The sequence below is a fragment of the Comamonas resistens genome, from assembly GCF_030064165.1.
Lineage (GTDB): Bacteria > Pseudomonadota > Gammaproteobacteria > Burkholderiales > Burkholderiaceae_C > Comamonas > Comamonas resistens.
The window spans coordinates 2,053,949-2,079,956 of sequence record NZ_CP125947.1; the positions used below are offsets into that span (position 1 = coordinate 2,053,949).

Here is a 26,008-nt window from a genome sequence, read left to right on the forward strand (position 1 = left end):
CTGATTCTGAAAGCGCTGAATGCCAAAAAAGACAAGCCTTATTCAAGGATAGATGATGTCCCGGTTTTTTATTGATCGCCCCAAGCTGGCCTGGGTGGTTGCGATCTTCATCCTGCTGGCCGGCCTGCTAGCGATCCCGGCCTTGCCTGTGGCGCAGTTTCCTAACGTGGCGCCGCCGCAGATCTCCATCTCGGCAACCTATCCGGGGGCGTCGGCCACCACGGTGATGGAGTCGGTGACCAGCGTCATCGAGGAGGAGCTCAACGGCACCAAGGGGCTGCTGTACTTCGACTCGTCCAGCGGTGCCACGGGCCTGGCCGAGATCACGGCCACCTTCGCGCCGGGCACCGATCCCGCACTGGCCCAGGTCGAGGTGCAGAACCGCATCAAGAAGGCCGAGGCCAGGCTGCCCGCATCGGTGATGCAGATGGGTCTGCAGGTAGAGCAGGCCAGCGCCAACTTCCTGCTGATCTATTCGCTGACCTACAAGGGTGACGACAGCGGCAAGAACGAGGTCAGGCTGTCCGACTATGCGGTGCGCAACATCAACAACGAGATCCGCCGCGTGCCCGGCGTGGGCAAGGTGCAGTACTTCGGCGCCGATGTGGCCATGCGGGTCTGGGTCGATCCGCAGAAGCTGCTGGGCTACGGCCTGTCGGTGGCGGACGTGAATGCGGCCATTGCCGCGCAGAACGCCCAGGTGCCGGCAGGCAGCTTCGGCAGCCAGCCCGGATCGTCCGAGCAAGAACTCAGCGCCACGATTGCCGTCAAGGGCACGCTGAGCTCACCCGAGGAGTTCGGTCAGATCGTATTGCAGGCCAGGGCCGACGGCTCGGCCGTGCACCTGGCCGATGTGGCGCGTCTCGAAGTCGGTCAGCTCGATTACAGCTTCGCCTCGCGCGAGGACGGCCACAAAGGAGTGGCGGCCGCCGTGCAACTGGCACCTGGTGCCAATGCGATGCAGACCGCCAGGGCGGTCAAGGCGAGGCTAGCCGAGCTGTCGCAGAACTTCCCGGACGATATTCAGTACGCAGTGCCCTATGACACCTCGCGCTTTGTGGAAGTCGCCATCGGCAAGGTGATCCAGACCCTGGTCGAGGCCGTGGTGCTGGTGTTCCTGGTGATGTGGCTGTTTCTGCAGAACCTGCGCTATACGCTGATTCCCACCATCGTGGTCCCGGTGTGTCTGGCCGGCACCCTGGCGGTGATGTATGCGTTGGGCTTCTCGGTCAATATGATGACCATGTTCGGCATGGTGCTGGCCATCGGCATTCTGGTCGACGATGCCATCGTGGTGGTGGAGAACGTGGAGCGTCTCATGGCCGAGGAGGGCCTCTCGCCGCTGGCCGCCACGGTGAAAGCCATGCAGCAGGTCTCGGGAGCCATCGTCGGCATCACGCTGGTGCTGGTGGCCGTGTTCCTGCCCCTGGCCTTCATGAGCGGCTCGGTGGGCGTGATCTACCGTCAGTTCTCGCTGTCGCTGGCGGTCTCCATCCTGTTCTCGGGCCTGCTGGCGCTGACATTCACGCCGGCACTGTGCGCCACGCTGCTCAAGCCTGTTGCCGAGGATCATCACGAGGAGAAGAAAGGTCTCTTCGGCTGGTTCAACCGCCACTTTGCCAAGCTGACCGAGCGCTTTTCGCTGCTCAACCAGCGTCTGGTCAAGCGCACGGGCCGCTATATGCTGATCTATGCAGCCATCGTGGGCGGGCTGGGCTTTGCCTATACGCGCATGCCCGAGTCCTTTGTGCCTTATGAAGACATGGGCTACTACATCGTCAGCGTGCAACTGCCCCCTGGTGCGACCGAAGCACGCACCGAGGCCGTGGTGCGCGACATGGAAGCCTATGTGCAAAGCCGCCCCGCGACGGCCCAGGCCGAGTTCCTGATGGGCTACAGCTTTTCGGGCATGGGGCAGAACGCGGCCATGGCCTTCGTCACGCTCAAGGACTGGTCCTTGCGCGGCAAGGGCCAGGCGTCCTGGGACGAGGTCCAGGCCTTCAATCAGCGCTTCGGCAGCTTGTCCGACGGTGCGGCCATGGCCGTGGACCCGCCACCCATCGACGGCCTGGGCAATTCCGGCGGCTTTGCGCTGCGTCTGCAGGACCGCGCCAATCTGGGTCGCGAGGCCCTGGTTGCCGCGCGCGACGAGCTGCTGAAGAAGGCCAATGCCTCGCCGGTGATCGCCTACGCAATGATGGAGAACCTCGAAGACGCGCCGCAGCTGCGTCTGGACATCGACCGGCGCAAGGCCCAGGCCCAGGGCGTGAGCTTCGCCAGCATCAGCGCCGTGCTGTCCACGGCCTATGGCTCGGCCGTGATCAACGAGTTTCCGAATGCGGGGCGCCTGCAGCGCGTGGTGGTGCAGGCCGACACGGCGGCGCGCATGACGCCTGAGGCCCTGCTGCGCCTGTATGTGCCCAATGCCCAGGGAGAGCAGGTGCCGCTGGCCTCGTTTGCCAGCGTGGAATGGGAGCAGGGGCCGGTGCAGATCTCGCGCTACAACGGCTACCCGGCCTTCCGCATCGCGGGCGACGCCAAGCCCGGCCACACCACGGGTGAGGCCATGGCCGAGCTCGAACGCATTCTGGGCGAGATGCCGCGCGGCATAGGCTACGAGTGGACGGCGCTGTCCTATCAGGAAAAGGCCGCTGGTGCACAGGCCCCCAAGCTGTTTGCGCTGGCCATCGTGGTGGTGTTCCTGCTGCTCGTGGCCCTGTACGAAAGCTGGAGCATTCCAGCAGCCGTGATGCTGATCGTGCCCATAGGCGCGCTGGGATCGGTGCTGGCCACTTCGGCGCTGGGTCTCTCGAACGACGTGTATTTCAAGGTCGGCCTGATCACCATCATCGGCCTGGCGGCCAAGAACGCCATCCTGATCGTGGAGTTCGCCAAGGACCTGCACGAGCGTGGTCATTCGCTGGCGGAGGCGGCATTGCAGGCAGCCCGTTTGCGCTTCCGTCCCATCGTGATGACTTCGCTGGCCTTCATCCTGGGGGTGGTGCCGCTGGCACTGGCCACCGGCGCGGGTGCCTCCAGCCAGGCCGCCATCGGTGTCGGCGTGATCGGCGGCATGCTCAGTGCCACCTTGCTGGGCGTGCTGTTCGTGCCCATCTTCTTTGTCTTCGTGCTCTCGCTGCGGCGCAAGCGCCGCGCAGTGCCGGAGGAAAAAAACACAGACTCCGAAGGAGAAACCGCATGAACGGGCGAAACCCCATGCGTACCGCCGCGCTGACGCTGATTGCAGTGGTGCTCTCCGGTTGCTCTTTTGCGCCGACCTATGACAGGCCTGCTGCGCCCATTCCCGGCAACTGGAGTGCGGCATCATCGGCCTTGACGGCTTCGGTGCAGAGCTTGCACTGGAAGGAGTTCGTGATCGATGAGCGCCTGCGCTCGCGTATCGAAACGGCGCTGGCCAACAACCGCGATCTGCGTCAGACACTGCTCAATGTGCAGACTGCTCGCGCGGCCTATCGCGTGCAGCGTGCGGACCAGCTGCCCGCTCTGGAAGCACAGGCCGGCGCCAACCGCCAGCGCATGCCCGCCGACCTGAGCGGCACAGAAGCGGCTAGGGTGCAGAGCAACTATCAGGCGGGCGCCGGGCTGATAGCTTTCGAGCTCGATCTCTTCGGCCGTGTGCGCTCGCTGTCCGAGGCCGCGCTCATGGAGTATCTGGCCACCGAGGAGGCCGCGCGCAGCGTGCAGATCAGTCTGGTCGCCGAAGTGATCCAGGCCTCGCTGGCGCAGGACAGCGCGCGGCAGCGTCAGGCCCTGGCGCTGCGCACCATGCAGGCGCGCGAGAAGGAGTGGCAGCTGATGAGCGAGCGCAGAAAGACCGGCACGGCCAGCCGCCTGGACGAGCAGGAGGCTCAAGGCCAGCTAGAACTGGCGCGCGCCGAAGTCGAGCGCTTGTCACGCGAGCTGCGCCAGGCTTCAAACGCACTGGACTGGCTGGTGGGCGATGGCTCGGTCCAGGCGGCAGCGGATTTGAGCGCCGCTCCCCTGGTGCAGGAGATAGGCCCGGGTCTGCCCTCAGATCTGCTGGTGTTGCGCCCCGATATCCGCGCCGCCGAATATCAGCTGCGCTCACGCAATGCAAGCATAGGCGCGGCGCGGGCCGCGTTCTTCCCGCGCATCTCGCTCACGGGCTCCTATGGCTCGGCCAGTGCCGAGCTTGGCGATCTGTTTGCTGGTGGCCAGCGCTCCTGGTCCTTCATGCCGCAGCTCAGCCTGCCGATTTTTGATGGCGGCCGCAATCGCGCCAATCTGGAGATCGCGCAGCTGCGCAAGGACATGGCGATAGCCAGTTACGAGCGCAGCATCCAGACGGCGTTTCGTGAAGTCAGCGACGCGCTGGCTTCCGTCGAGACCCTGAGGCGCGAGGAGCTGGCTCGCCAGCGGCTGGTGCAGACCAGCGCGAATACGCTCAAGCTCGCCGAGCTGCGCTATCGCGCCGGGCTGGACAGCCATCTGCGCTATCTGGATGCACAGCGCACGGACTTTGCGCAGCAGATGGCGCTGATCGAGGTCAGCACGCAGCGGCAAATGGCCCTGGCCATGCTGTTCAAGGCCCTGGGCGGAGGCTGGCAGGCCAGACCGGGCGCACAGGGCTGAGTCCCGGTGCTATGAGGGAAGGGCTGTAGCGCGAAGCTGCAGCCCTTCTTTGTATATGCGGTCGTTGCTGGAAGGCGGAAGTCAACAGCCGCACCGCCCGGGTTGACACTTTGCTATCGGGCGTGCGAGCGGATCAGAACTGTGAAGGGGCTGAGAATGAGAGCGCTCCATGCGGCCGCTTCAACCTTGCCGGTCCGGAGAGGACTTCGATGATTTCAAGGCACAAAAACGAAAAAGGCCTTGAATTGCTTCAAGGCCTTTTATCATTTGGCGGAGCAGGCGGGATTCGAACCCGCGGTGGGCTATTAACCCACACACGCTTTCCAGGCGTGCGACTTAAACCACTCATCCACCGCTCCACGCGATAACCCAAAATACTTCATTTCTGAAGTAAAAAACCAAGTGTGGTCGACTTGGTTTTTGAATCTGGCGGAGCAGGCGGGATTCGAACCCGCGGTGGGCTATTAACCCACACACGCTTTCCAGGCGTGCGACTTAAACCACTCATCCACCGCTCCGTGTGATGAAGCCGTTATTCTAACCAGAAATTACAGCCCCAAAAGGAAAGTGCCGCAAGTTCTTTGCGGCACCCTCTGAAAAATTGCGGAATCAGGCGCTCTTGCCGATTTGCACCATCTTCATGGCCGAGGCGATCAGGCCAGAAACCTCGGTCATATTGCCGGGCACCACCAGCGTGGTGTTGGAGTCTGCAGCGACCTTGCTATAAGCCTCCACGGCGCTTTCAGCGACCTTGAGTTGCACGGCCTGTTCGCCGCCGGGCTGACGGATGGCGGTGGCAACACGCTCCAGCGCCTGGCCGGTGGCTTCGGCCACGGTGGTGATGGCTGCGGCCTCACCCTGGGCCTTGTTGATGGCGGCTTGCTTCTCGCCTTCGGAGCGGGCAATGAAAGCTTCACGCTCACCGGTGGCGATATTGATCTGTTCCTGGCGACGGCCTTCGGAGGCCGCGATCAGCGCGCGCTTTTCACGCTCGGCCGTGATCTGGGCCTGCATGGCGCGCAGAATTTCATTGGGGGGTGTCAGATCCTTGATCTCATAGCGCAATACCTTCACGCCCCAGTTCAGCGCAGCTTCGTCAATGGCGTTGACGACCTGGGCGTTGATCATGTCGCGCTCTTCAAAGGTCTTGTCCAGTTCCAGCTTGCCGATCACGCTGCGCAGCGAGGTTTGAGCCAGCTGGGTGACGGCCATGATGTAGTTGGACGAGCCGTAGCTGGCGCGCATGGGGTCGGTGACCTGGAAGTAGAGAATGCCGTCCACGGTCAGCTGGGTGTTGTCGCGTGTGATGCAGACCTGGCTGGGGACATCGAGAGGAATTTCCTTGAGGCTGTGCTTATAGGCCACGCGATCCACAAAGGGAATCAGAAAGTTCAGACCGGGGGTCAGTGTGCCTGCGTATTTGCCCAGACGCTCCTTGATCCAGGCATGTTGCTGGGGTACGACCTTGATCGAGCGGACGATAAAGATGACGGCGATGGCTGCGATGGCAAGGGGTACTGCGTATTCCATATTGTCTCCAGCCCTCTTGGGGCATTGGCGTCAGATGACGTGGATTGAGAGAAGGCAAATTGATGCAGAGCCAAGCATAGAGGGCTTGGCCTGCAAGCGAGATCAAACTTTGTCAACAAGCAGGCGGCTGCCAATGACTTCTGCCACGCGGTGTGGGCCAGGAAGAGGCAGCGCACCAGGGCGGCCCATGACGGTCCAGGTGGCGCCGCGGTAGCGAACCTGGGCAGTGCCGTCAGAATTCCACTGCTCGATGTTGACGGTTTCACCCACATCCATGTTGACATCGCGATTGCTGGATGCGGGTTGTCTGCGGGGGCTGCGTTTGCGCAGCAGATAGCAGATGAGGACGGCACTGGCACCCAGCAGGGCGGCTGCCAAGATTTGGGAAATGGTGCCCAGTCCGAGGTGGGCGCAGATCGCTCCCACGGCAGCTCCCAATGCCAGCATCAGAAGATAGAAAGTGCCTGTCAGCAGTTCTGCAATGACCAGCACACCTGCGAGCAACCACCACGCGGTGGAATGATCCATACCCCAGCTCCTCTTGTTGCATGTATTTAGTGCACCACATTCTGGGTTAAAAACGACATGTTTCAAAGCTGCAATAAGGATATTCCTTACACTTCGCGGCTGTTTCGTTTTTTAGGCCTGATTGGTACGGAGGCTGTCCATGAAGTTTCGCTTTCCCATCGTCATCATCGACGAGGACTATCGTTCCGAGAACACCTCGGGTCTGGGCATTCGTGCCCTTGCTCAAGCTATTGAGGAAGAGGGCTTTGAAGTTCTGGGCGTGACCAGCTATGGTGACCTCTCGCAGTTCGCCCAGCAGCAAAGCCGTGCCAGCGCCTTCATCCTGTCGATCGACGACGAGGAGTTCCAGCTGGGTGGCGACAAGGACCCCATCATTCACAGCCTGCGCGACTTCATTGGTGAAGTGCGTCGCAAGAATGAAGATGTGCCCATCTACATCTACGGCGAGACCAAGACCAGCCGTCACCTGCCCAACGACATCCTGCGTGAGCTGCATGGTTTCATCCATATGTTCGAGGACACGCCAGAGTTCGTGGCCAAGCACATCATTCGTGAAGCCAAGAGCTATCTGGAGGGCGTGCAGCCTCCGTTCTTCAAGGCGCTGCTGGACTACGCCGAAGACGGCTCCTACAGCTGGCACTGCCCCGGTCACTCGGGCGGCGTGGCCTTTCTCAAGAGCCCTGTGGGCCAGATGTACCACCAGTTCTACGGTGAAAACATGCTGCGCGCCGACGTCTGCAATGCCGTGGAGGAGCTGGGGCAACTGCTGGACCACAACGGCGCCATTGGCGAGTCCGAGCGCAATGCGGCACGCATTTTCAACGCCGATCACTGCTACTTTGTGACCAACGGCACCTCGACCTCCAACAAGATCGTCTGGCACCACACGGTGGCACCCGGCGACGTGGTGGTGGTGGACCGCAACTGCCACAAGTCCATCCTGCACTCCATCATCATGACGGGTGCTATTCCGGTGTTTTTGAAGCCCACGCGCAATCATTTCGGCATCATCGGCCCCATCCCGCAAAGCGAGTTCTCGGTTGAGTCCATCCAGGCCAAGATCGCCGCCAACCCCTTGCTCAAGGGCGTGGATGCCAAGGCCGTCAAGCCGCGAGTGCTGACCTTGACGCAGTCCACCTACGACGGCGTGCTCTACAACACCGAGACCATCAAGGGCATGCTGGACGGCTATGTGGCCAATCTGCACTTTGATGAAGCCTGGTTGCCTCACGCCGCCTTCCACCCCTTCTATGGCAGCTATCACGCCATGGGCAAGAAACGCAAGCGCCCCAAGCATTCCGTGGTCTATGCGACCCAGTCCATCCACAAGCTGCTGGCCGGTATCAGCCAGGCTTCGCATGTGCTGGTGCAAGATAGCCAGACCGAAAAGCTGGACCACCCGCTGTTCAACGAGGCGTACCTGATGCACACCTCGACCAGCCCGCAATACAGCATCATCGCCAGCTGCGATGTGGCGGCCGCCATGATGGAGCCGCCCGGCGGCACGGCGCTGGTGGAGGAGTCGATTCTGGAAGCGCTGAACTTCCGCCGCGCCATGCGCAAGGTGGAAGACGAGTTCGGTGATGACGACTGGTGGTTCGAGGTCTGGGGCCCTGAAGCCCTGGCCGAAGAAGGCGTGGGCCGTGCGGATGACTGGATCATCCGTGGCAAGGACGCGACCACCAAGACACGCGCCAAGAAGACCGGCAAGGAGTTCGACAACTGGCACGGCTTTGGCGATCTGGCCGACGGCTTCAATATGCTGGACCCGATCAAGTCCACCATCGTCACGCCGGGTCTGGACCTCGATGGCGACTTTGCCGACACCGGCATTCCTGCATCCATCGTCACCAAGTATCTGGCCGAGCATGGCGTGGTGGTCGAGAAGACGGGCCTGTACTCGTTCTTCATCATGTTCACCATCGGCATCACCAAGGGCCGCTGGAACACCATGCTGACTGCGCTGCAGCAGTTCAAGGACGACTACGACCGCAACCAGCCGCTGGCGCGCATCCTGCCAGAGTTCGTGCAGCAGCACCGTCGCTACGAACGCATGGGCCTGCGCGATCTGTGCCAGCATGTGCATGAGCTGTATGCCAAGTACGATATCGCCCGCCTGACGACGGAGATGTATCTGTCGGATCTGCAACCGACGATGAAGCCCTCGGATGCCTACGCCCATATCGCACAGCGCAAGACCGAGCGTGTGGAGATCGACCATCTGGTCGGACGCACCACCGTGGGTCTGGTCACGCCTTACCCTCCAGGCATTCCGCTCTTGATTCCCGGCGAAGTCTTCAACAAGAAGATCGTGGACTATCTGCTGTTCGCCCGTGACTTTGCCAAGGAATGCCCGGGCTTTGAGACCGATATTCACGGCCTGGTGGAGCTGGAGGACGAGAACGGCGAAATCCGCTACTACGCAGACTGCGTGGCTGAAGCCAAGGCCAAGCCCATTGCTGCGAAGAAGACGGCCGCTGCCAAAAAGACGCCCGCCAAGGTGGCCGCTGCGAAGCCTGCCGCCAAAGTGGCAGCCAAGGCGGCGACCAAGGCTCCTGCAAAATCTGCCGCCAAGCCTGCAGCCAAGAAGGTCAGCAAAAAGGCGCCTGCCGACATGGATGTGCGTGTGGCCGGCACCGCCGCCAAGCCCGCCAAAAAAGGCAAGGTGACGGTGCAGGTCGGTGACTCCGGTCCCTTTGGCCGCACGCTGTAATCCTGCCGTCTAGCGGGCTTGCTGCCCGCGCAAGCGAACGAACCGGCCCGAGGTGAATTTCACTTCGGGCTTTTTGTTATCTGACACTGGGACGCTTTCGATGAACGCAGCGCTTCGCCCCGATAAAGCCGCTCATGCCTGGAAGGTGATGGCGGCTTTGAGTCTGTGCTGGTCTTTGTTTGTGCTTTGGGGCTACCTCAATGAAACAGGTGCCAGCGGCGGTCTGATCCTGAGGCTGTTCCCGTTTCTGCATGGGATGGCCCATGCGGACAAGCTGGTGCACGCGAGTCTGCACGGCGTGCTGGCCACGCTGCTGTGGTGGGCGGGGGCGTTGCGCGCGCGCAGTCTGGGCCGAGCCTGGGCACTGGCGCAGGCCGCATGCGTGGTGGGGCTGTGCGCGGTCTATGGCGGCCTGATCGAGATGCTGCAGGCCATGTTCACCACCACGCGCGGCGCTGAATGGCTGGATGCGCTGGCCAACACTGTGGGCGCCGGCCTGGCCGTGCTGTTCTGGCAGAGGCTGGTGTCAGGATGGCTGGTTCCAGTAAAAATATAGCAGCTACCGCTTTGTCTCATTTGTTTTCATGGTCTGTGCATATGAAAAACAAGGTGAGGCAAGCGGAAGCTGCTTTTATTTGAGTAGCGTTATTCCAGCGTGATCTTCGCGTCACGGATCAGTGCGGCCCAGCTGGCCTGCTCCTTTTGCAGATAGGCCTGGGCATCCTGAAGGCTGCCGCCCATGGGCGTGCTGCCTTCGGACTGCAACTGCTTGAGCACGGCGGGGTCCTGCAAGCCGGTGTTCACGGCGGCGTTGATCTTCTGCGCCAGCGCGGCAGGCGTGTTCCTGGGCGCCACGATCAGCTTCCAGTCCACGGCTTCAAAGCCCGGAAAGCCGGACTCGGCCACGGTGGGGACCTGGGGCAGGATGGAAAGGCGCTTGGCTGAGGTCACGGCCAGGGCGCGCAGGCGCTGGCCCTTGATCATGGGGTAGACCGCCTGAGGCGTGCCGAACATATAGTGGGTCTGCTTGCCCAGCAGATCGGTCACGGCCGGCGCGGCGCCCTTGTAGGGTACGTTGAGCACATCGATCTTGGCCTTGTAGGAAAGCATTTCCCCCGCCAGATGGCCCACGGTGCCCGTGGACGCCAGGCCTTGCTTGATGGCGCCGGGCTGGGCCTTGGCCGCAGCGATCAGATCCTGCAGCGATTTCCAGGGCGAATCGGTGGGCACGACCAGCACCACGGGCTGCGAGGCCACCAGCGCCACGGGGAGCAGGTCGGTCCTGGCATTGAACGGCATGCTGGGCAGCAGCGAGGGGTTGATAGCCAGATTGGCGGTCTGTCCCATGCCGAAGGTATAGCCGTCGGCCGGTGCCTTGGCGACGGCATCAAGTCCGATATTGCCGCCCGCACCGGGCTTGTTGTCCACCACGATGACCCAGCGATTCGCGGTCGCCATGCGCTCGCTGATCTGGCGCGTCACCGTGTCGGTGCCGCCTCCAGGCGTGAAGGGCACGACCATGCGGATCGACTTGGCGGGCCATTCACCAGGCTGTGCCGCTGCGCTGCCTGCGGCAAGCATCATGGCCATCAGCATGCAGGCGGCCATCGTCTGGCGGTGGTTCGGGTGTCGGGAAGAAGGGCAGTGTGGCATGGTTTTGTCTCCTGAATGATGAAAATGGGGCGAAAGAATCCCCGCAGGGCGCGCGTGGGCGCCCTGTTCTGGGGTAGGTGAGTCGGGCGAGGCGATGGCCCCGCAGGGCCGCTCAGTCGGGCTGGCCCTGTGCCAGCGCCTGGGCCTGGGCCTGGCTGTAGCCCAGGGCGGTCAGAATCTCCAGGCTGTGCTCGCCGAGCTTGGGCGGCGACAGGCGCACCTGCAGATGCTTGCCGTCAAGGGTCAGCGGCAGCAGCACGGTCTTGCTGTCGCGGCCGTCGGGCAAGGTGATGGGGGCCAGCGCACCGGTGGCGTTCAGGTGCGGGTCCTCGAGCAGATCGTGCGGACGGGCGATGGGCGCAAACGGCAGGCCCTTGTCCTCGAAGACGCTGGCAATATGTGCGGCGCTGTAGCCGGCCATGGTTTCGCGCAGCAGCGGCATCAGCCAGCTGCGGGCCTGCACGCGGTCGTTGTTGCTGCCAAGGCGCGGATCGTCGCGCAGCTGGGCCAGGCCGAAGGCATCGCAGAACTCGCGCCAGGCTCCGTCGCTGACCACGGCCAGAAAGATCTGCTCGCCGCCCTGGACCTCGAACACGTCGTAGATCGCCCAGGCCGAAATGCGTGCGGGCATGGGCGCTGCGGGCTTGCCGGTCACCGCGTACTGCATCATGTGCTGGGCGATCAGGAACACATTGTTCTCGAACAGTGCGCTTTGCACTTCCTGGCCCTTGCCAGTCTTTTCGCGCTGGGCCAGGGCCGCCATGGCTCCCATGGCACCGAACATGCCGCCCATGATGTCGTTGACGCTGGTGCCCGCGCGCAGCGGGTCGCCGGGTCGGCCCGTCATATAGGCAAGGCCCCCCATCATCTGCACCACCTCGTCCAGTGCCGTGCGGTGTTCGTAGGGGCCGGGCAGAAAGCCCTTGTGGCTCACATAGATCAGGCGCGGAAACTGCTGCTTGAGGCTTTCATAGTCCAGGCCTAGCTTCTTCATGGTGCCGGGCTTGAAGTTCTCGGTCACCACATCGGCCGTGGCGATCAGCCTGAGCGCGGCCTCCTTGCCCTGCGGTGTCTGCAGATCCAGCGTCAGGCTTTTCTTGTTGCGGTTGAACAGCGGGAAAAAGCCCGAGCCAGAGCCCAGCAGCTTGCGCGTGGCGTCGCCGCTGCGGCCGTGGCCCACGGGTTCTACCTTGATGACTTCGGCGCCCAGGTCGGCCAGCATCAGGCCGCAACTGGGGCCCATGACCATATGGGTGAATTCCACCACGCGGATGCCGGCATAGGGAAGGGGGGCGGCGGAGGTTCCGGCGGATTCGGTTGAGGAATGCATATTCATCTCTTGTGGTGCTCGGCTCGACGGTGAGCCGCTGCGTGATCAGTAACGGTGGGGCACAAAGCCCTTGGGCAGGCCTGCAGGTGGCAGCATGCCGTACAGCGCCTCGCCCGGCAGGCCGGCGGCCAGCGTTTCTCGCGCTGCAAGCAATCGTTCAATGTCAATGCCGGTGCGCAGACCCATGGCTTCGAACATGAAGACCAGATCTTCGGTCACCACATTGCCCGAGGCGCCGGGGGCATAGGGGCAGCCGCCCAGTCCGGCCTGGGAGGCGTCGAAAGTGCGCACGCCTGCCTCATAGGCGGCCAGGCAGTTGGCCAGGCCCAGGCCTCTGGTGTTGTGCATATGCGCGGCGCCGGCCTTGTCGCCGAGTTCGCCGCGCAGGCGCGTGAACAGGCGCTTGACCTGGGCCGGGTTGGCCATGCCCGTGGTGTCCGACAGCCCCGATTCGTCGGCGCCGGCAGCCACGCAGGCTGCAGCCAGAGCGATTACCTCGTCCTCGGGTACCAGGCCCTGTAAGGTGCAGCCGAAAGCGGTGGAGATGCCGGCCTCGATATGCACGCCGGGGGCCATCTCGTCGCGCAGCCTGGCGATGGCGCGCACCTCGTCCACCATCTGCGCCGGGGTCTTGCGCACATTGGCCATGGAGTGCGCGGAGCTGGCCGATACGGGCAGCGTGATCTTGTGCGCACCGGCGCGCATGGCGGCTTCGGCCCCCTTGAGATTGGGCACCAGGGCCATGATGGTGACGCCGGGGTGGGTGACGGCGTGGCGCACAACCTCGGCGGCGTCGGCCATCTGCGGCAGCAGCTTGGGCGAGACAAAGGAGCCGACTTCGATTTCCTGCACGCCCGCTGCCACCAGGGCATCGATCCAGGCGCACTTATGGGCCGTGCTCATGGTGGCTGAGACCGACTGCAGGCCGTCGCGGGGGCTAACTTCGCTGATCAGGAGATCGAAGCGTTGGGGGTATGACATGGGTGCCTCACTTGGATTTCATGCTTGCATTGCGGCTGGCACAATGTTGTAATGTCGTTCTATCTGATAGAACTAAATTCTTTCTATTGAAATATTGCATTGAGTCCTGATGCCCTGTCAAGCCGAGGGGCAGGAGTTTTTATGCCGCGTAAATCCCTGAATGAATCCGTAGCCGATGAGAATGCCGCGCCTGGCGGTGTGGCAGCAGTGGATAGAGCCCTGAGCGTGCTGAGCGCGTTCCAGGATGGCGATGCCGCGCTGAGCCTGGCCGAGCTGGCCGAGCGCACGCGCCTTTACAAGAGTACGGTGCTGAGATTGCTGGCCTCTCTGGAGCATGGGGGCTGGGTTCAGCGGCTGGATGATGGCCGCTATGCCATCGGTCCGGCAGCGGCACGCCTGCATGCCGTGTATGCGCAGAGCTTTTCACTCGATCAGTTGGTCATGCCTGTCCTGCGAGCCCTGGTCAAGGCGACTGGCGAGAGTGCGGCCTACCATGTGCGCCAGGGTAGAGAGCGGTTGTGCCTGTACCGTGTGGATTCGCCCCATCCCGTGCGCGACCACGCTCGCGCGGGCGATCTGTTGCCGCTGGGCAAGGGGGCCGGAGGGCGCGTTCTGGTGGCCTTCGACCCTGAATTGGGCGACTGGGTCAGGAAGGATCGCAATCACTATGCCCGCGTGCGTGCCGATGGCTATGAGGCTCTGGTGGGCGACCGGCATAGCGAGATTGCGGGTATCTCGGCGCCAGTGTTTCGCAAGGATGGCGAACTCGCCGCCGCCCTGACGCTGACCATGCCCGTACATCGCTATGACGAGCGCTATGTGAAGCATGTGCTGGCGGCTGCGCGCGAGCTGGGGGCGCAACTGCCTTGAATATGTATGAACAAGGTCGCAGCACTTTTTATTAAAGCGCGCTCTGCTATATATTCAATAGCTATCGTGGTGCGGAAGACGGCTCAAAGCCGGGCTCGTTGCGCACGCGCATGAAGCGCGCAAAGCGCGGCAGGCCGCTTTTTTCATGCAGGCCCTGGTAGCGATAGGTGACCCAGCTGCCCAGTGGCGGAGGACTGCGGCGCAGCTCGGCACTCAGGCCCGAGCCCAAGGAGAACTGTTTGCCATCGGGGCTTTGTACCAACAGAGCACCTGTCATGCCCTGCCATTGGCCGCGTCCAGGCTTGTAGCCGATGACGCGGGCTTCGGCATCGTCGAAGGGTTTGAGCTTGAGCAGATCATCGCTGCGGCCCGAACGGTAGGGTGCGCTGCCCTTGTGCAGCACCAGACCCTCGCCACCGTTTTTCACGATTTGCATCAGCCACTGCTGCAGCTCGGCTTCGTTGCCCAGCTTGCGCTGTTCCACGGCCTGAACCCAGCTCTGGTCCAGTGCTGCCACCGTGCGCTGCAGCACGGGCAGGCGCTGGTCAAAGTTGCCGGGTGCGGTGGGCAGATCAAACACCATGAATCGCATGCGCTGCCAGGCGGCATCGTCGGGCGCGGTCTGTGCGGTGGTGGACTGGGCATGGCCAAATTGGCCGCGCCCGGCCCAAAGCTCTCCGTCCATGGGCGTGCTAGGCCAGCCTGCGGTGAACCATGCAGGTGCTTTGATAGGAATGCCGCCTCGGCTGAGCAACTGCCGGCCGTCCCAGTAGCCGCGCACGCCGTCATATTTTTCGCTGACCCAGTAGTCCTGCAGCGGCATGCCTGTTCGCCAGACCTGGGCCAGCATCAGCGGCGGGGTTGCTGTCTGTGCACAGGCGAGGCTCAGCCACAGTCCGAGGAATATGAAGCCCAGAAGTTTGCGCAGCCAAGAGAGGGGATGCATGACAGCTCCTGCAATTGCCTGCGTGGATATTAGGCAGGCTGGGCTGGCTTGTCGATGGCTGTGGGGGAAGCAAAAAAGCCGCCTGCACCGACGCTGGCGGCTTGTTGATCTCAGCGGTGCCTATTGCTCGTCGCGCACGATCACCCCGCAACCGATGCGCCCGCCAGCATTGCCCGTAGGCTGGGTCACATAGTCATCGGGGTTGGCGTGGACGATCACGGCCCGGCCGATGATATTGCCAGGGCCGGCCAGCAGCGTGAGGTCGCTGGACTCCATATTGAGCTTGGCCACGCCGTTGGAGTCGGCCTTCAGGCTGGGCAGGTCGCCCATATGGTGCATGGGTGCGTCGTATTTGCCATGCTGGCCCTGCTTGGGATTGAAGTGACCGCCGGCTGCATTGCCGTTGTCGGCGCAGTTGCCCAGTTCATGGATGTGAAAGCCATGCTCCGAATTGGGCTTGAGGCCGCTGATGACGGTGCTCATGACCACTTTGCCGCCGGGCTTCTGGGTAAAGACAAGATCTCCTTCGACCTTGCTGCCGCTGGTGGCCTGGACCTTGGCCACGGCCCTGGCAGGCTTGGGCTCGGTGGTGCTGCAGGCTGCCAGGCTCAGCACGGCGGCGCCCAGTGTCAGAAGAATGAATGGATTTTTCATGATGCTCCCTTGTGTTGATGGTGGATGGCTGATGCTCGCAAAGCCTGTTCACCATATCTGCTGAGAGCGCTCCGCCTTGTAGGGCAACAGCGGTGCTGCATGTATTTCGGCGAGGTTCATTCGCAGTGCGCAGGCGGACGTAAAAAAGCCCTGCCCGGCGCAGTGCACGGGCAGGGCTTTAGCGAAGTGGCCTGACTTAGACCTGATCGGCAGAGAGACCGGCCGTCTGGCTGAAGCCGCCGTCCACATAGGTGATCTCGGCGGTCACGCCCGAAGCCAGGTCGGACAGCAGGAAGGCCGCGACATTGCCCACGTCTTCAATCGTCACATTGCGGCGCAGGGGGGCGGCGTCGGCCACGCGGCCCAGCAGCTTGCCAAAGTCCTTGATGCCCGAGGCAGCCAGGGTCTTGATGGGGCCGGCGGAAATGCCGTTGGCGCGGATGGCGCGGCCGTCTTCGGTGCGGCCCACGGCTTCGGCCAGATAGCGCACGGAGGCTTCCAGCGAAGCCTTGGCCAGACCCATGGTGTTGTAGTTGGGGATGGAGCGCAGCGCACCCAGGTAGGACAGCGTCAGCAGCGAGGACTTGTCGTTGAGGTAAGGCAGGGCGGCCTTGGCCATGGCGGGGAAGCTGTAGGCGCTGATGTCGTGCGCGATCTTGAAGTTCTCGCGTGTCAGGCCGTCAAGGAAGTTGCCGGCAATGGCTTCGCGGGGGGCAAAGCCGATGGAGTGGACAAAGCCGTCGAACTTGCCCCAGGTGGCGCCCAGGTCGGCAAACAGCTTTTCGATCTGGGCGTCGTCACCCACATCGCAGTCGAACACCAGCTTGGAGTCGAAGTCGGCTGCGAACTCGGTGATGCGATCCTTGAAGCGTTCGCCCACATAGCTGAAAGCTAGCTCGGCGCCTTGCTCGTGGCAGGCCTTGGCAATGCCATAGGCGATGGAGCGGTTGGACAGAACGCCTGTGATCAGCAGCTTTTTACCGGCGAGAAAACCCATTGTTGTTCTCCAGAGAAGATTGAAAAGTGAGGGCGCCGTCTGTGGCAACGGCGCCATGCATGTGAAACGGATGCCTGCGAGCTGGTCCGAAGACAGCCGGGCTAGGGCAGAATTGTCGCATGCGCCATTGGATGATTTGTTCGGCTCTGATTGCCTGCAGCCAAGTTGCCACGTTTGCCCATGCGGAGCATGCGTATGCCCTGTGGGGTCAGCCGCGTTATGCAGCCGACTTCAAGCATTTTGACTATGTCAATCCGCAGGCCCCCAAGGGTGGCGAGCTGCGCATGGTCAGCAATCTGCGCTATTCCACGTTTGACAAATACAACCCCTTCACGATCAAGGGCTCCCCGCCCGCCTACCTGGCGGACATGTTGTTCGAGACCCTGCTGGCCCCCAGTTTGGACGAGACGGCAACGGGTTACGGCTTGCTGGCCGAGGATGTGCATGTGCCCGCAGACGGCATGTCAGCCACCTTCAGGCTCAGGCCGCAGGCGCGCTTTCACAATGGCAAGCCCGTGCTGGCGCAGGATGTGAAGTACAGCTATGAGACGCTGCTGAGCAAATATGTCTCGCCGGGCTACAAGACGCTGTTTGCCGAGGTGGACAGCTGCGACGTGCTCGACGACCGCACGGTGCGCTTTCGCTTCAAAAAGCCCAACCGGGATCTGCCCCTGACCGTGGGGGCCGTGCTGCCCGTCTTCAGCCGCGACTGGGGGCTGGGCAGCGATGGCAAGCCCAAGCCTTTCGATCAGGTGGTGGTGGACACTCCTATCGGCAGCGGCCCGTACAAGATCGGCCCGGTCAAGTTCGGCAGGGACATCACCTATGTCCGCGATCCTTCATACTGGGGCGCCGATCTGCCGGTGCGCGTGGGGGCTGCCAACTTTGATCGCGTCACGATCAAGATCTACAAGGACAATACGGCGCGGCTCGAAGCGCTGAAGGCTGGCGAGTTCGATCTCATGCGCATCAACAGCGCCGGCGACTGGGCCAGGCGCCTGACGGGTCGACGTTTCGATTCGGGCGAACTGGTCAAGGGAGCGTTCGAGAACAAGCTGCCATCGGGGTTTCAGAGCTTTTTTCTGAACACCCGCCGCCCGCAGCTGCAGGATGTGCGTGTGCGCGAGGCTCTGGGCCTGGCCTATGACTTCGAGTGGATGAGCCGCCAGATGTTCTATGGGGCTTATCAGCGTGTGCACGGCCTGTTTGGCAACACGGCCTGCGAAACACATGGCAGCCCTACGGAGGCAGAGCTGGCCCTGCTCAAGCCTTTCGAGGCCAGCCTGCCACCCGGCACGCTGGGGCCCATCGGCCAGCCGCCGCGCACCGATGTGGGTGATGGCCTGCGCGGCAACCTGCGCCGTGCGCAGCAACTGCTGGCCGAGGCGGGCTGGACACTCAAGGACGGTGCGCTGCGCAATGCCGCGGGTGAACCCATGGTGATCGAGTATCTGGACAGCGGTGACAGTGCCCGCCTGATCAGTGCCTGGTCACGCAACCTTGAAAAGCTGGGTATCACGCTCAAGCTGCGCAATGTCGACTACGCGCTGTACCAGCAGCGCATGGATAAATACGACTTCGACATCGTCACGCTCAATGTGCCTGGCACGCACAATCCGGGTCAGGAATATGCCGAGCTGTTCGGCAGCGCTGCGGCCGATCAGGAGGGGGGCTCCAACTATGTGGGGCTCAAGAGCCGGGCCGTGGATTCCATCATTGCGCAGATGGCCGCAGCCAAGTCCGAGCAGCAGATGCTGCCGGCCTGCCACGCGCTGGAGCGCATCATCGTCCAGGGCCACTATCTGATCCCGCAGTATTACTCGGGCACGCACCGCATGGTCTATGACGCCTGGAGGCTGGCCTTGCCCGGGCAGATTCCGGCTTATTCACCGGGTGAGCTGTGGGCTGTTTACACCTGGTGGGCGAAGTAATGTGGCCCCCATGCTCCGCCGTTGCACGGGTCGCTGCCCCCCAAGGGGGGCTGCCTTGCTTGGGGCGGCCCGGCGCTGCGGCTGTGGCCCCCATGCTCCACCGTTGCACGGGGCACTGCCATCCAAGGGGGCTGGCCTTGCTTGGGGCGGCCCGGCGTTGCGGCCATCGCCACCGCAGCTGAAAACAAGGGTTGATCGAAGATGTTTGCCTATATTCTCAAACGCATTCTGCTCATGATTCCCACGCTGTTCGGCGTGCTGCTGCTGACCTTTGTGGTCATCCAGTTCGTGCCCGGCGGCCCTGTGGAGCAGTATCTGGCCGAGGCCAAGGCGGGCGCGGGTCATGGCGCAGAGGGCGCCTCCATGAGCTACCGCGGCGGCCAGGGTGTGGACCCCAAGCGGCTCGAAGAGATCAAGGCGCTTTATGGCTTCGACAAGCCGCCCGCCCAGCGCTTTGTGCAGATGCTGGGCCAGTTTGCGCGCTTTGATCTGGGCAACAGCTTCTTCCAGAACAAAAGCGTCTGGGCTCTGGTCAAGGAAAAGCTGCCGGTTTCCATCAGTCTCGGACTCTGGACTTTTTTCATCAGCTATCTGGTCGCCGTTCCGCTGGGCGTGGCCAAGGCCGTGCGCGCGGGTTCGCACTTCGATCTGGCAACCAGCATCCTGATTCTGGTTGGCTATGCGATTCCGGGTTTTGTGCTGGGCGTGGCCCTGCTGGTGATCTTCGGCGGGCAACTGCAGTGGTTTCCGCTGCGCGGGCTGACTTCATCGAACTTCGATGAGCTCAGCGCCCTGGGCAAGGTGGCTGATTACCTCTGGCATATCGCCTTGCCCGTCACGGCCATGGTGGCCGGAAGTTTTGCCGTCACCGCCATGCTGACCAAGAACTCGTTTCTCGAAGAAATCCGCAAGCAGTATGTGCTGACGGCGCGTGCCAAGGGCCTGTCGGAAAAACAGGTGCTCTACAAACATGTGTTTCGCAATGCGCTGATTCCCATCATCACCGGTTTTCCTTCGGCCTTTATTGGCGCTTTTTTTGCAGGGGCGCTGCTGATCGAGACTCTGTTCTCGCTCGACGGGCTGGGCCTGCTGAGCTACGAGAGCGTGATTCGCCGTGACTTTCCCGTGGTGCTGGGTACCTTGTATCTGTTCACGCTGATTGGTCTGGTGACCAAGCTCGTCAGCGATCTTTGCTATGTCTGGGTGGACCCACGGGTCAAGTTTGACTGATTTCATGCAAAAACAGACTCAAACCCATATGGGTCAAGCGCAATCAGCTATGAATGCAGGAGTTCGCGCCGTGCCCGTGATGTCGTCCTTGTCCCAGTCCCTTTCGCAGTCGCCCGGACGCAGAGCCTGGCGGCGTTTCAAGGCCAACCGCCTGGGCTTCATCAGTTTGCTGGTCTTTACCGTGCTGGTGGTGCTCAGTCTGTTTGCCGAGGTGCTCTCCAACGACAAGCCGCTGATCGTGCGCTACCAGGGCCAGACCTATCTGCCGCTGCTGCACGACTACCCGGAAACCACGTTTGGCGGCGACTTTCACACGCCCACCGATTACCTCGATCCCTTTATCCAGCAAAAGCTGCAGGAGGGCGACAACTGGGCCATCTTCCCCATCAACCGCTATGGCAAGGCCACCATCAACTATTTTGCCAAGCAGCCCAACCCGTCCGCTCCGTCGGCCGACAACTGGCTGGGCACCGACGATCGGGGACGCGACCTGCTGGCGCAGCTCATCTACGGCTTTCGCGTCAGCGTGCTTTTCGGGCTGGCGCTGACCGTCGTGGGTGTGCTGCTGGGTGTGCTGGCCGGTGCGGTGCAGGGCTTTTTTGGGGGCAAGACCGATCTGGCCTTTCAGCGTTTCACGGAAATCTGGGGTTCCATGCCCGAGCTTTACCTGCTCATCATCTTCAGCGCACTGTTTGCACCCAGTGTTTCGCTGCTGCTGGTGCTGCTGAGTCTGTTTGGCTGGATGGGCCTGGCCGACTATGTACGCGCCGAATTTCTGCGCAACCGTCAGCTCGACTATGTGAAATCGGCCCAGGCCCTGGGGGCCAGCAACCGCTCCATCATCTTCCACCACATCCTGCCCAACAGCATGACCCCCGTGATCACGTTCTTGCCGTTTCGCATGAGTGGCGCCATCCTGGCGCTGACCTCGCTGGACTTTCTAGGCCTTGGCGTGCCGCCGGGAACACCCAGCCTGGGCGAGTTGCTGAGTCAGGGCAAGAACAATATCGACGCCTGGTGGATTTCACTGTTCACCTTTGGCGTGCTGGTGCTGACCCTGCTGCTGCTGACCTTCATGGGTGACGCGCTGCGCGACGCGCTGGACCCGCGCAAGCAAGCCAGCACGGCGGCAACGAAAGGCAAGGCATGACACAGAACAAGAATCTGCTGAGCGTGCGCGACCTGGGCGTGCGTTTTGGCAGCAAGCAGGTGGTGCAGGGCGTGAGCTTCGAGATGGCGGTGGGTGAAAAGCTGGCGCTGGTAGGGGAGTCCGGCTCGGGCAAGTCGGTCACGGCACTGAGCCTGCTGCGTCTGGTTGGTGATGGCCAATTGAGCGGTCAAGCCATGTTGGACGGGCGTGATCTGCTACGCCTTTCGGAGCGTGAGATGCAGGCCTTGCGCGGCGGCGACATTGCCATGATTTTTCAGGAACCCATGACGGCGCTGAACCCGCTGATGTCCGTGGGCGATCAGGTGGCCGAAGTGCTGCAGCTCAAGCAGGCACTAAGCAAGGCTCAGGCCCGTAGGCAGGCCGTGGAGTTGCTGGCCACCACCGGCATTCCCGAGCCTGAGCGGCGTGCGCAGAGCTTTCCGCACCAGCTCAGCGGCGGCCAGCGGCAGCGCGCCATGATTGCCATGGCGGTGGCCAGCCGCCCCAGGCTGCTGCTGGCCGACGAGCCCACGACGGCGCTGGATGTGACGCTGCGCGGGCAGATTCTCGATTTGCTGGCCGATCTGCAGCGCCAGACCGGCATGGCCGTACTGATGATCACGCACGACCTGAATCTGGTGCGGCGCTTTGCCGACAGGGTGGCCGTGATGGAAAAAGGCCTGCTGGTGGAGGTTGGCGAGGTGGCCCAGGTCATGCAAAGCCCGCAACACCCGTACACGCGCAAGCTGCTGGCCAGCCGGCCTGTGCGCGATGTGAATGATCAGCCACTGCCTGCGGGCGTGCCCGATGTGGTGCAGGCCCAGGCGCTGCGTGTGAGCTATGCCACGCCGCTGTCAGGCATCCATGGCTGGTTTCGCAAGGGGGAATTTGTTGCCATCCAGGGCGTGGACATGGCGCTCAAGGCCGGGCGCACGCTGGGCGTGATCGGTGAATCGGGCTCGGGCAAGTCCACCTTGGCCCAGGCCGTGCTGGGGCTGCTGCCCCATGCGGGCGAGCTGCATGTGGTGGGCGGGCACTGGCACAAGCCGGCGATTCGTAATAGCGCGGCCAATCTGCAGCTGCGGCGGCGCATTCAGGTCGTGTTCCAGGATCCGTTCTCCTCGCTTTCGCCGCGTATGACGGTCGAGGAAATCGTGGGAGAGGGCCTGCAGATCCATGCTCCGGCGCTGGGCGTAGAGCAAAGGCGCGAGCGTGTGATCCAGATGCTGGCCGAAGTCGGCATGACCGAGGAGCAGTTTCCCGGCCTGCTGCAGCGCTACCCGCATGAGTTCTCGGGCGGACAGCGGCAGCGCCTGGCGATTTCGCGTGCGCTCATCATGGAGCCCGAGGTGCTGGTGCTGGACGAACCGACCAGTGCCCTCGATGTGACCATCCAGCAGCAGGTGCTGGCTCTGCTGCAGCGCCTGCAAAAAGAGCGCGGCCTGGCCTATCTGCTCATCACCCATGATGTGGATGTGATTCGGGCCATGGCCCATGAAGTGCTGGTCATGAAGGACGGGCAGATTGTGGAGCAGGGCGATGTGGACAGCCTGCTGAGCAGGCCGCAGCAGGCCTATACGCGTCAGCTGGTTGCGGCAGCGGGCTTGGTACCCGTGGCGCAGGCTCTCTGATGGGATTTGCGTAAGTCATTTCTGATTTGATAGCGCACTGCGCTGAAGGGGTAGGGGGTCAGCGGTGAAAACGCTTGAAATGCTGGCGGCGAGAGCTGAAAAACACTGAATCCGTACGCGAAAGTTTGTATTTTCTTGGCGGGATTTCTCTGGCTGTGGCCTAATTGGCCCTTTTCAACCTCCCAATTGAGAATTCGACATGGGCAATAAGATCGTTACCGAAGCAGACCGCAAGGCCACTCCCCGTCCCCAGGCACCCAATGGCGTGACCCTGCCCACTCCCGGCCGTGGCCAGCGCGTGAGCCTGGAGCGTGGTTCGCACACTCGCAGCAAGAAGCAGCCCGGCAAGCGCCACGGCTAATTCCTGCGGCAGGCCGCGCCCTGGTGTGCGGCCCGCAAAAAAGCCCTCGTCACTTCGGTGCGAGGGCTTTTTGCTTTTCTTGGCCTCAGAGCGCTTTTGCGCTTATCGCTGCAGATTGCTCAGCTTGCGGCGTAACTGCTGCACTTCCTCGATGAGATCGGTGGTCAGGGCTGCCAACTGGGGGTCGGCATCGAAGCTGTGCTCCAGCTGGGCAATGCGGCGTGCCCGCACCAGGGTCTGGCTGCTGAAGCGCCATTGTTCGCTGGAGATCTGCACTGCCGCGGCACCGCTATCGTTGTCGTAGCTGATGACGCCTGTCTGCACGTGCTCTATCACCCATTGAGGGCTGGTGCGGCAGTGGCGAGCCAGTTCCTGCAGGCTCAGCATGGCCTGGTCCAGCAGTTCGGCGGGTTCGTAGAAGGGGTAGTTGGGCATATGGGATGACTCCTTCTTAACTCAGGCTGCGCGCATCAAAGCTGGGGAAGGCCTTGGCGAATTCGGCATAAGCCTGTTTTTGCTCGGGACTGACGGCAGGCGGAAACACCACATCGAGCACCAGATACAGGTCTCCGGGGGCGGCCGCTGGCAGGCCTTTGCCCTTGATGCGCAGCTTGCGTCCCGAGCGATAGCCCGCAGGCACGGTCACCTCCAGCTCGCCCGCCAGGGTCTTGAAGTGAACGGGGCCGCCCAGCTCGGCCTCCCAGGGGGCCAGCGGCACGCGTTGGTAGACATCCTTGCCTTCGGACCACCAGCGCGGGTCGCTGCGGAAATGCACTTCCAGCAGCAGGTCGCCAGGGCCGCCCTTGCCAAGGCCGGGGTTGCCCTGGCCTGCCAGGCGGATCATCTGTCCTTCACGCACGCCCCTGGGGATGCTGACCTGAAGTTCCTTGTCCTTGTAAGTGGGGATGCCTTGCTCATCGAGCACCGTGGCGCGCAGATGCAGTGAGCGGATGGCTCCGCTGTAGCTGTCCTGCAGGTCCAGCTCGATGCTGGCATGCTGGTCCTGGCCACGCATATCGGGCGCGGCTCCGGCCTGAGCCCCCTGGCTGCGGCGCGCGCGTGCGGCCTGGCCGAACATCTGCGAGAAAAAGTCGCTGAAATCGGCATCGCTGCCTGCATCGCCCTTGCTGCTGGAGTGGAAGTCCTGCTGATCCCAGTCGGGCGGGGGGCGAAAGCCGCCTCTGCCCTGGGCGCCTGCGCCTTGCGCAAACTGGGCTTCGCTGCCCATGGCGTCGTAGGCGGCACGCTTTTCGGGGTCCGAGAGCACGGTATTGGCCTCGTTGACCTCGGCCATGCGCGTGGCGGCGTCTTTTTCCTTGCTGATGTCGGGGTGGTATTTGCGGGCGAGCTTGCGGTAGGCCTTCTTGATGTCGTCGGCCGAGGCGCTCTTGTCCACGCCAAGTATCTTGTAGTAGTCCTTGTAGTCCATGGATTCACCGGTTATCGAGCCAAAACACATGGCAATGTCCGGCTTGCTCCAAGCTGGGCATTGCACCTGCACTGTAGAAAAGGATAAGGGCGAGCGCCTGTCGGTTCAAGGGGCAGGCTGCTGTCCACGGCTGTGCGCCGATGCCGAATCCGGTTTGGCGCTAACATTGGCGCGCCCGCTGAAGCAGGGTCGGCAGCCGGCCGGCACCATGGGCTTGAAGAGATGACGCAAGAAACAAACAAGGCCGATGAATGGCTGGTAGTCTGCCTGTGTGCTGCCTGGTGCGGCACCTGCAAGCAATACCAGCAGCCTTTCGAACAGCTGGCCACCCAGTTCCCGCAGATGCGCTTTGTCTGGCTCGATGTGGAAGATCGCGAGGATGTGGCCGGTGATCTGGATATAGAGACTTTTCCCTCCGTGCTGGTGGCGCAGGGCGCTCAGGCCCGCTTTCTGGGGCCGGTGCTGCCCCAGTCCGGAGTGCTGGCTCGCATGCTGCAGTCGCTGCCGCAGGATGCCGGCGCCAGGCCCGCTCAGGCGCAGGAAGCGCAGGAGCTGCTGCAGCGATTGTTGTGCGCTGATGACCTGCAGGAAGTCTTGCGCTGAGCGCTGTTTTATGCCTGGAACTTTTTGCGAAAACAATGGTTTGAGGCTACAATGGCGGCTTCACGACCAAACGGGCGGGTACACACCGCCCGTTTTTTTTGGGCAAATCACGGCGAAGCCCTGCCATTGGCAGAGCCAAGTGCCTGATTTGACGGACTTTTCGGGACTGAACTGAATACACGTGGCATTACAGCAAATCGTTGAACAAACCGTGACAGGTCTAGGTTATGACCTGGTTGAAATTGAACGCACAGCGGGTGGACTGCTGCGCATCACGATTGATTTGCCTTGGCAGGCGCCGGAGGAAGCTGCGCCTGAGCTGTCTGCAGAGACGGCCCCTGACCAGTTCGTGACGGTGGAAGACTGCGAAAAAGTAACGCGCCAGCTGCAGTTCGCGCTGGAAGTGGATGGCGTTGACTATGCCCGCCTGGAGGTTTCCTCTCCGGGAATTGATCGTTTGCTGCGTCACGAACAGGACTTCATCCGCTTTGAAGGCGCTGTGGTGGACTTGACGCTCAAGCAGCCTATCGGCGCTGCCGGTGGCGAAAAGATTAACGCAAACCGCAAAAAATTTCGTGGCACGCTGGAGCGTACTGAAGAGGGTGGCTGGCAAATCGTCTGGAGCGATGAGCCGCCGGTCAAGCCGGGCGTTCGAGTGAGCAAAAAGCGTGAGCCTGCACCGCTGCAGGCCATGGGTTTTACGCTGGACGAGCTGCGTGAAGCCCGTCTGGCACCGATTGTGAATTTCAAAGGGCGCGCGGCCAAGCCAGAGTGAGGCTGCTGCCGTTTTTGAGTCTTTGGGGCAAAGAGGCGCGAAGCTGAGTCCTCTTTGTGTGATTGAAATAGGAGAGTCGTCG

22 protein-coding genes and 2 tRNA genes are annotated in these 26,008 nt (G+C 62.4%); 12 read left to right on the top strand and 12 right to left on the bottom strand.

The features are described 5' to 3' along the window. Positions 1-55 precede the first annotated feature (55 nt). Positions 56-3,202, top strand: coding sequence for an efflux RND transporter permease subunit (locus tag QMY55_RS09660; protein ID WP_283488391.1), 3,147 nt, complete (start codon positions 56-58; stop codon positions 3,200-3,202). Next, positions 3,199-4,614: an efflux transporter outer membrane subunit gene (locus QMY55_RS09665; RefSeq protein ID WP_283488392.1), complete on the top strand. Its 1,416-nt coding sequence runs from the start codon at positions 3,199-3,201 to the stop codon at positions 4,612-4,614. Before QMY55_RS09660 ends, QMY55_RS09665 begins: the two co-directional genes overlap by 4 nt. A 268-nt stretch (positions 4,615-4,882) precedes the next feature. On the opposite strand, the gene QMY55_RS09670 is transcribed toward QMY55_RS09665, so the two are convergent. From QMY55_RS09670 to QMY55_RS09685, 4 genes are all read right to left on the bottom strand, one after another. Beyond that, positions 4,883-4,973: transfer RNA gene (locus QMY55_RS09670), tRNA-Ser, on the bottom strand. Between the two features lie 68 nt (positions 4,974-5,041). After that, positions 5,042-5,132, bottom strand: a tRNA-Ser gene (locus QMY55_RS09675). 91 nt (positions 5,133-5,223) lie between these two features. Further along, positions 5,224-6,144, bottom strand: a complete 921-nt coding sequence (locus QMY55_RS09680) for an SPFH domain-containing protein (protein ID WP_283488393.1) — start codon at positions 6,142-6,144, stop codon at positions 5,224-5,226. A 102-nt stretch (positions 6,145-6,246) separates the two neighbouring features. Continuing rightward, positions 6,247-6,672 carry an NfeD family protein gene (locus QMY55_RS09685; protein ID WP_283488394.1) on the bottom strand — a complete coding sequence of 142 codons (426 nt, stop codon included), beginning with the start codon at positions 6,670-6,672 and terminating at the stop codon, positions 6,247-6,249. A gap of 139 nt (positions 6,673-6,811) precedes the next feature. Between QMY55_RS09685 and QMY55_RS09690 the strand changes: the two genes are divergently transcribed. After that, on the top strand, positions 6,812-9,385 hold the full coding sequence (locus QMY55_RS09690) for an arginine/lysine/ornithine decarboxylase (RefSeq protein WP_283488395.1): 2,574 nt from the start codon (positions 6,812-6,814) through the stop codon (positions 9,383-9,385). Between the two features lie 100 nt (positions 9,386-9,485). Next, on the top strand, positions 9,486-9,941 hold the full coding sequence (locus QMY55_RS09695) for a VanZ family protein (protein ID WP_283488396.1): 456 nt from the start codon (positions 9,486-9,488) through the stop codon (positions 9,939-9,941). 89 nt (positions 9,942-10,030) lie between these two features. Here the strand turns inward: QMY55_RS09695 and QMY55_RS09700 are convergent, their stop codons facing one another. The 3 genes from QMY55_RS09700 to QMY55_RS09710 all read right to left on the bottom strand — a co-directional run bounded on the left by QMY55_RS09700 (position 10,031) and on the right by QMY55_RS09710 (position 13,349). Continuing rightward, positions 10,031-10,975 (bottom strand): Bug family tripartite tricarboxylate transporter substrate binding protein, encoded by a 945-nt coding sequence (locus QMY55_RS09700; RefSeq protein ID WP_283488917.1) that lies wholly within the window; start codon positions 10,973-10,975, stop codon positions 10,031-10,033. A 175-nt stretch (positions 10,976-11,150) separates the two neighbouring features. Beyond that, complete coding sequence (locus tag QMY55_RS09705) at positions 11,151-12,368, bottom strand: CaiB/BaiF CoA transferase family protein (protein WP_283488397.1); 1,218 nt, start codon at positions 12,366-12,368, stop codon at positions 11,151-11,153. 45 nt (positions 12,369-12,413) lie between these two features. Then, positions 12,414-13,349 carry a hydroxymethylglutaryl-CoA lyase gene (locus QMY55_RS09710; protein WP_283488398.1) on the bottom strand — a complete coding sequence of 312 codons (936 nt, stop codon included), beginning with the start codon at positions 13,347-13,349 and terminating at the stop codon, positions 12,414-12,416. 141 nt (positions 13,350-13,490) lie between these two features. Between QMY55_RS09710 and QMY55_RS09715 the strand changes: the two genes are divergently transcribed. Further along, a complete protein-coding gene (locus QMY55_RS09715) occupies positions 13,491-14,219 on the top strand; it encodes an IclR family transcriptional regulator (RefSeq protein ID WP_283488399.1) in 729 nt (242 codons plus the stop codon). 61 nt (positions 14,220-14,280) lie between these two features. Here QMY55_RS09715 and QMY55_RS09720 read toward each other — a convergent pair whose 3' ends face one another. The 3 genes from QMY55_RS09720 to fabI form a co-directional block, all read right to left on the bottom strand. After that, positions 14,281-15,165 (bottom strand): DNA ligase, encoded by an 885-nt coding sequence (locus QMY55_RS09720; RefSeq protein WP_283488400.1) that lies wholly within the window; start codon positions 15,163-15,165, stop codon positions 14,281-14,283. Between the two features lie 120 nt (positions 15,166-15,285). Continuing rightward, positions 15,286-15,819 carry a superoxide dismutase family protein gene (locus QMY55_RS09725; RefSeq protein ID WP_283488401.1) on the bottom strand — a complete coding sequence of 178 codons (534 nt, stop codon included), beginning with the start codon at positions 15,817-15,819 and terminating at the stop codon, positions 15,286-15,288. 196 nt (positions 15,820-16,015) lie between these two features. After that, positions 16,016-16,816, bottom strand: coding sequence for an enoyl-ACP reductase FabI (gene fabI, locus QMY55_RS09730; RefSeq protein ID WP_283488402.1), 801 nt, complete (start codon positions 16,814-16,816; stop codon positions 16,016-16,018). Between the two features lie 119 nt (positions 16,817-16,935). Here fabI and QMY55_RS09735 point away from each other — a divergent pair, with 119 nt between their 5' ends. From QMY55_RS09735 to QMY55_RS09755, 5 genes are all read left to right on the top strand, one after another. Continuing rightward, positions 16,936-18,747 carry an extracellular solute-binding protein gene (locus QMY55_RS09735; protein ID WP_283488403.1) on the top strand — a complete coding sequence of 604 codons (1,812 nt, stop codon included), beginning with the start codon at positions 16,936-16,938 and terminating at the stop codon, positions 18,745-18,747. A gap of 201 nt (positions 18,748-18,948) precedes the next feature. Continuing rightward, positions 18,949-19,977 carry a microcin C ABC transporter permease YejB gene (locus QMY55_RS09740; RefSeq protein ID WP_283488404.1) on the top strand — a complete coding sequence of 343 codons (1,029 nt, stop codon included), beginning with the start codon at positions 18,949-18,951 and terminating at the stop codon, positions 19,975-19,977. 49 nt (positions 19,978-20,026) lie between these two features. Then, positions 20,027-21,127 carry an ABC transporter permease gene (locus tag QMY55_RS09745; protein WP_283488405.1) on the top strand — a complete coding sequence of 367 codons (1,101 nt, stop codon included), beginning with the start codon at positions 20,027-20,029 and terminating at the stop codon, positions 21,125-21,127. Beyond that, entirely contained in the window at positions 21,124-22,758 is a 1,635-nt protein-coding gene (locus tag QMY55_RS09750) for an ABC transporter ATP-binding protein (protein WP_283488406.1), read from the top strand. The genes QMY55_RS09745 and QMY55_RS09750 overlap by 4 nt, the downstream gene beginning before the upstream one ends. Positions 22,759-22,957: 199 nt before the next feature. Beyond that, positions 22,958-23,119 carry a hypothetical protein gene (locus QMY55_RS09755; protein ID WP_003056362.1) on the top strand — a complete coding sequence of 54 codons (162 nt, stop codon included), beginning with the start codon at positions 22,958-22,960 and terminating at the stop codon, positions 23,117-23,119. Positions 23,120-23,221: 102 nt separating this feature from the next. Here QMY55_RS09755 and QMY55_RS09760 read toward each other — a convergent pair whose 3' ends face one another. Beyond that, positions 23,222-23,554 carry a chaperone modulator CbpM gene (locus QMY55_RS09760; protein WP_283488407.1) on the bottom strand — a complete coding sequence of 111 codons (333 nt, stop codon included), beginning with the start codon at positions 23,552-23,554 and terminating at the stop codon, positions 23,222-23,224. A gap of 16 nt (positions 23,555-23,570) precedes the next feature. After that, positions 23,571-24,548, bottom strand: a complete 978-nt coding sequence (locus QMY55_RS09765; protein ID WP_283488918.1) for a J domain-containing protein — start codon at positions 24,546-24,548, stop codon at positions 23,571-23,573. A gap of 222 nt (positions 24,549-24,770) precedes the next feature. Between QMY55_RS09765 and QMY55_RS09770 the strand changes: the two genes are divergently transcribed. Both QMY55_RS09770 and rimP read left to right on the top strand, forming a co-directional pair. Further along, positions 24,771-25,151, top strand: coding sequence for a thioredoxin family protein (locus QMY55_RS09770; RefSeq protein ID WP_283488408.1), 381 nt, complete (start codon positions 24,771-24,773; stop codon positions 25,149-25,151). Positions 25,152-25,332: 181 nt separating this feature from the next. Continuing rightward, positions 25,333-25,926: a ribosome maturation factor RimP gene (gene rimP, locus QMY55_RS09775; protein ID WP_283488409.1), complete on the top strand. Its 594-nt coding sequence runs from the start codon at positions 25,333-25,335 to the stop codon at positions 25,924-25,926. Positions 25,927-26,008 lie beyond the last annotated feature (82 nt).

Excerpts from the sequence above, each read along its gene's own strand:
- QMY55_RS09695 (WP_283488396.1), top strand. The coding sequence starts at position 9,486 with ATGAACGCAGCGCTTCGCCCCGATAAAGCCGCTCATGCCTGGAAGGTG.
- QMY55_RS09735 (WP_283488403.1), top strand. The coding sequence starts at position 16,936 with ATGCGCCATTGGATGATTTGTTCGGCTCTGATTGCCTGCAGCCAAGTT.
- QMY55_RS09725 (WP_283488401.1), bottom strand. The coding sequence starts at position 15,819 with ATGAAAAATCCATTCATTCTTCTGACACTGGGCGCCGCCGTGCTGAGC.
- QMY55_RS09665 (WP_283488392.1), top strand. The coding sequence starts at position 3,199 with ATGAACGGGCGAAACCCCATGCGTACCGCCGCGCTGACGCTGATTGCA.
- QMY55_RS09755 (WP_003056362.1), top strand. The coding sequence starts at position 22,958 with ATGGGCAATAAGATCGTTACCGAAGCAGACCGCAAGGCCACTCCCCGT.
- QMY55_RS09765 (WP_283488918.1), bottom strand. The coding sequence starts at position 24,548 with ATGGACTACAAGGACTACTACAAGATACTTGGCGTGGACAAGAGCGCC.
- QMY55_RS09750 (WP_283488406.1), top strand. The coding sequence starts at position 21,124 with ATGACACAGAACAAGAATCTGCTGAGCGTGCGCGACCTGGGCGTGCGT.
- QMY55_RS09770 (WP_283488408.1), top strand. The coding sequence starts at position 24,771 with ATGACGCAAGAAACAAACAAGGCCGATGAATGGCTGGTAGTCTGCCTG.
- QMY55_RS09715 (WP_283488399.1), top strand. The coding sequence starts at position 13,491 with ATGCCGCGTAAATCCCTGAATGAATCCGTAGCCGATGAGAATGCCGCG.
- QMY55_RS09710 (WP_283488398.1), bottom strand. The coding sequence starts at position 13,349 with ATGTCATACCCCCAACGCTTCGATCTCCTGATCAGCGAAGTTAGCCCC.
- QMY55_RS09705 (WP_283488397.1), bottom strand. The coding sequence starts at position 12,368 with ATGCATTCCTCAACCGAATCCGCCGGAACCTCCGCCGCCCCCCTTCCC.
- QMY55_RS09740 (WP_283488404.1), top strand. The coding sequence starts at position 18,949 with ATGTTTGCCTATATTCTCAAACGCATTCTGCTCATGATTCCCACGCTG.
- QMY55_RS09660 (WP_283488391.1), top strand. The coding sequence starts at position 56 with ATGTCCCGGTTTTTTATTGATCGCCCCAAGCTGGCCTGGGTGGTTGCG.
- fabI (WP_283488402.1), bottom strand. The coding sequence starts at position 16,816 with ATGGGTTTTCTCGCCGGTAAAAAGCTGCTGATCACAGGCGTTCTGTCC.
- QMY55_RS09690 (WP_283488395.1), top strand. The coding sequence starts at position 6,812 with ATGAAGTTTCGCTTTCCCATCGTCATCATCGACGAGGACTATCGTTCC.
- QMY55_RS09680 (WP_283488393.1), bottom strand. The coding sequence starts at position 6,144 with ATGGAATACGCAGTACCCCTTGCCATCGCAGCCATCGCCGTCATCTTT.
- QMY55_RS09745 (WP_283488405.1), top strand. The coding sequence starts at position 20,027 with ATGAATGCAGGAGTTCGCGCCGTGCCCGTGATGTCGTCCTTGTCCCAG.
- QMY55_RS09720 (WP_283488400.1), bottom strand. The coding sequence starts at position 15,165 with ATGCATCCCCTCTCTTGGCTGCGCAAACTTCTGGGCTTCATATTCCTC.
- QMY55_RS09685 (WP_283488394.1), bottom strand. The coding sequence starts at position 6,672 with ATGGATCATTCCACCGCGTGGTGGTTGCTCGCAGGTGTGCTGGTCATT.
- QMY55_RS09760 (WP_283488407.1), bottom strand. The coding sequence starts at position 23,554 with ATGCCCAACTACCCCTTCTACGAACCCGCCGAACTGCTGGACCAGGCC.
- QMY55_RS09700 (WP_283488917.1), bottom strand. The coding sequence starts at position 10,975 with ATGGCCATGATGCTTGCCGCAGGCAGCGCAGCGGCACAGCCTGGTGAA.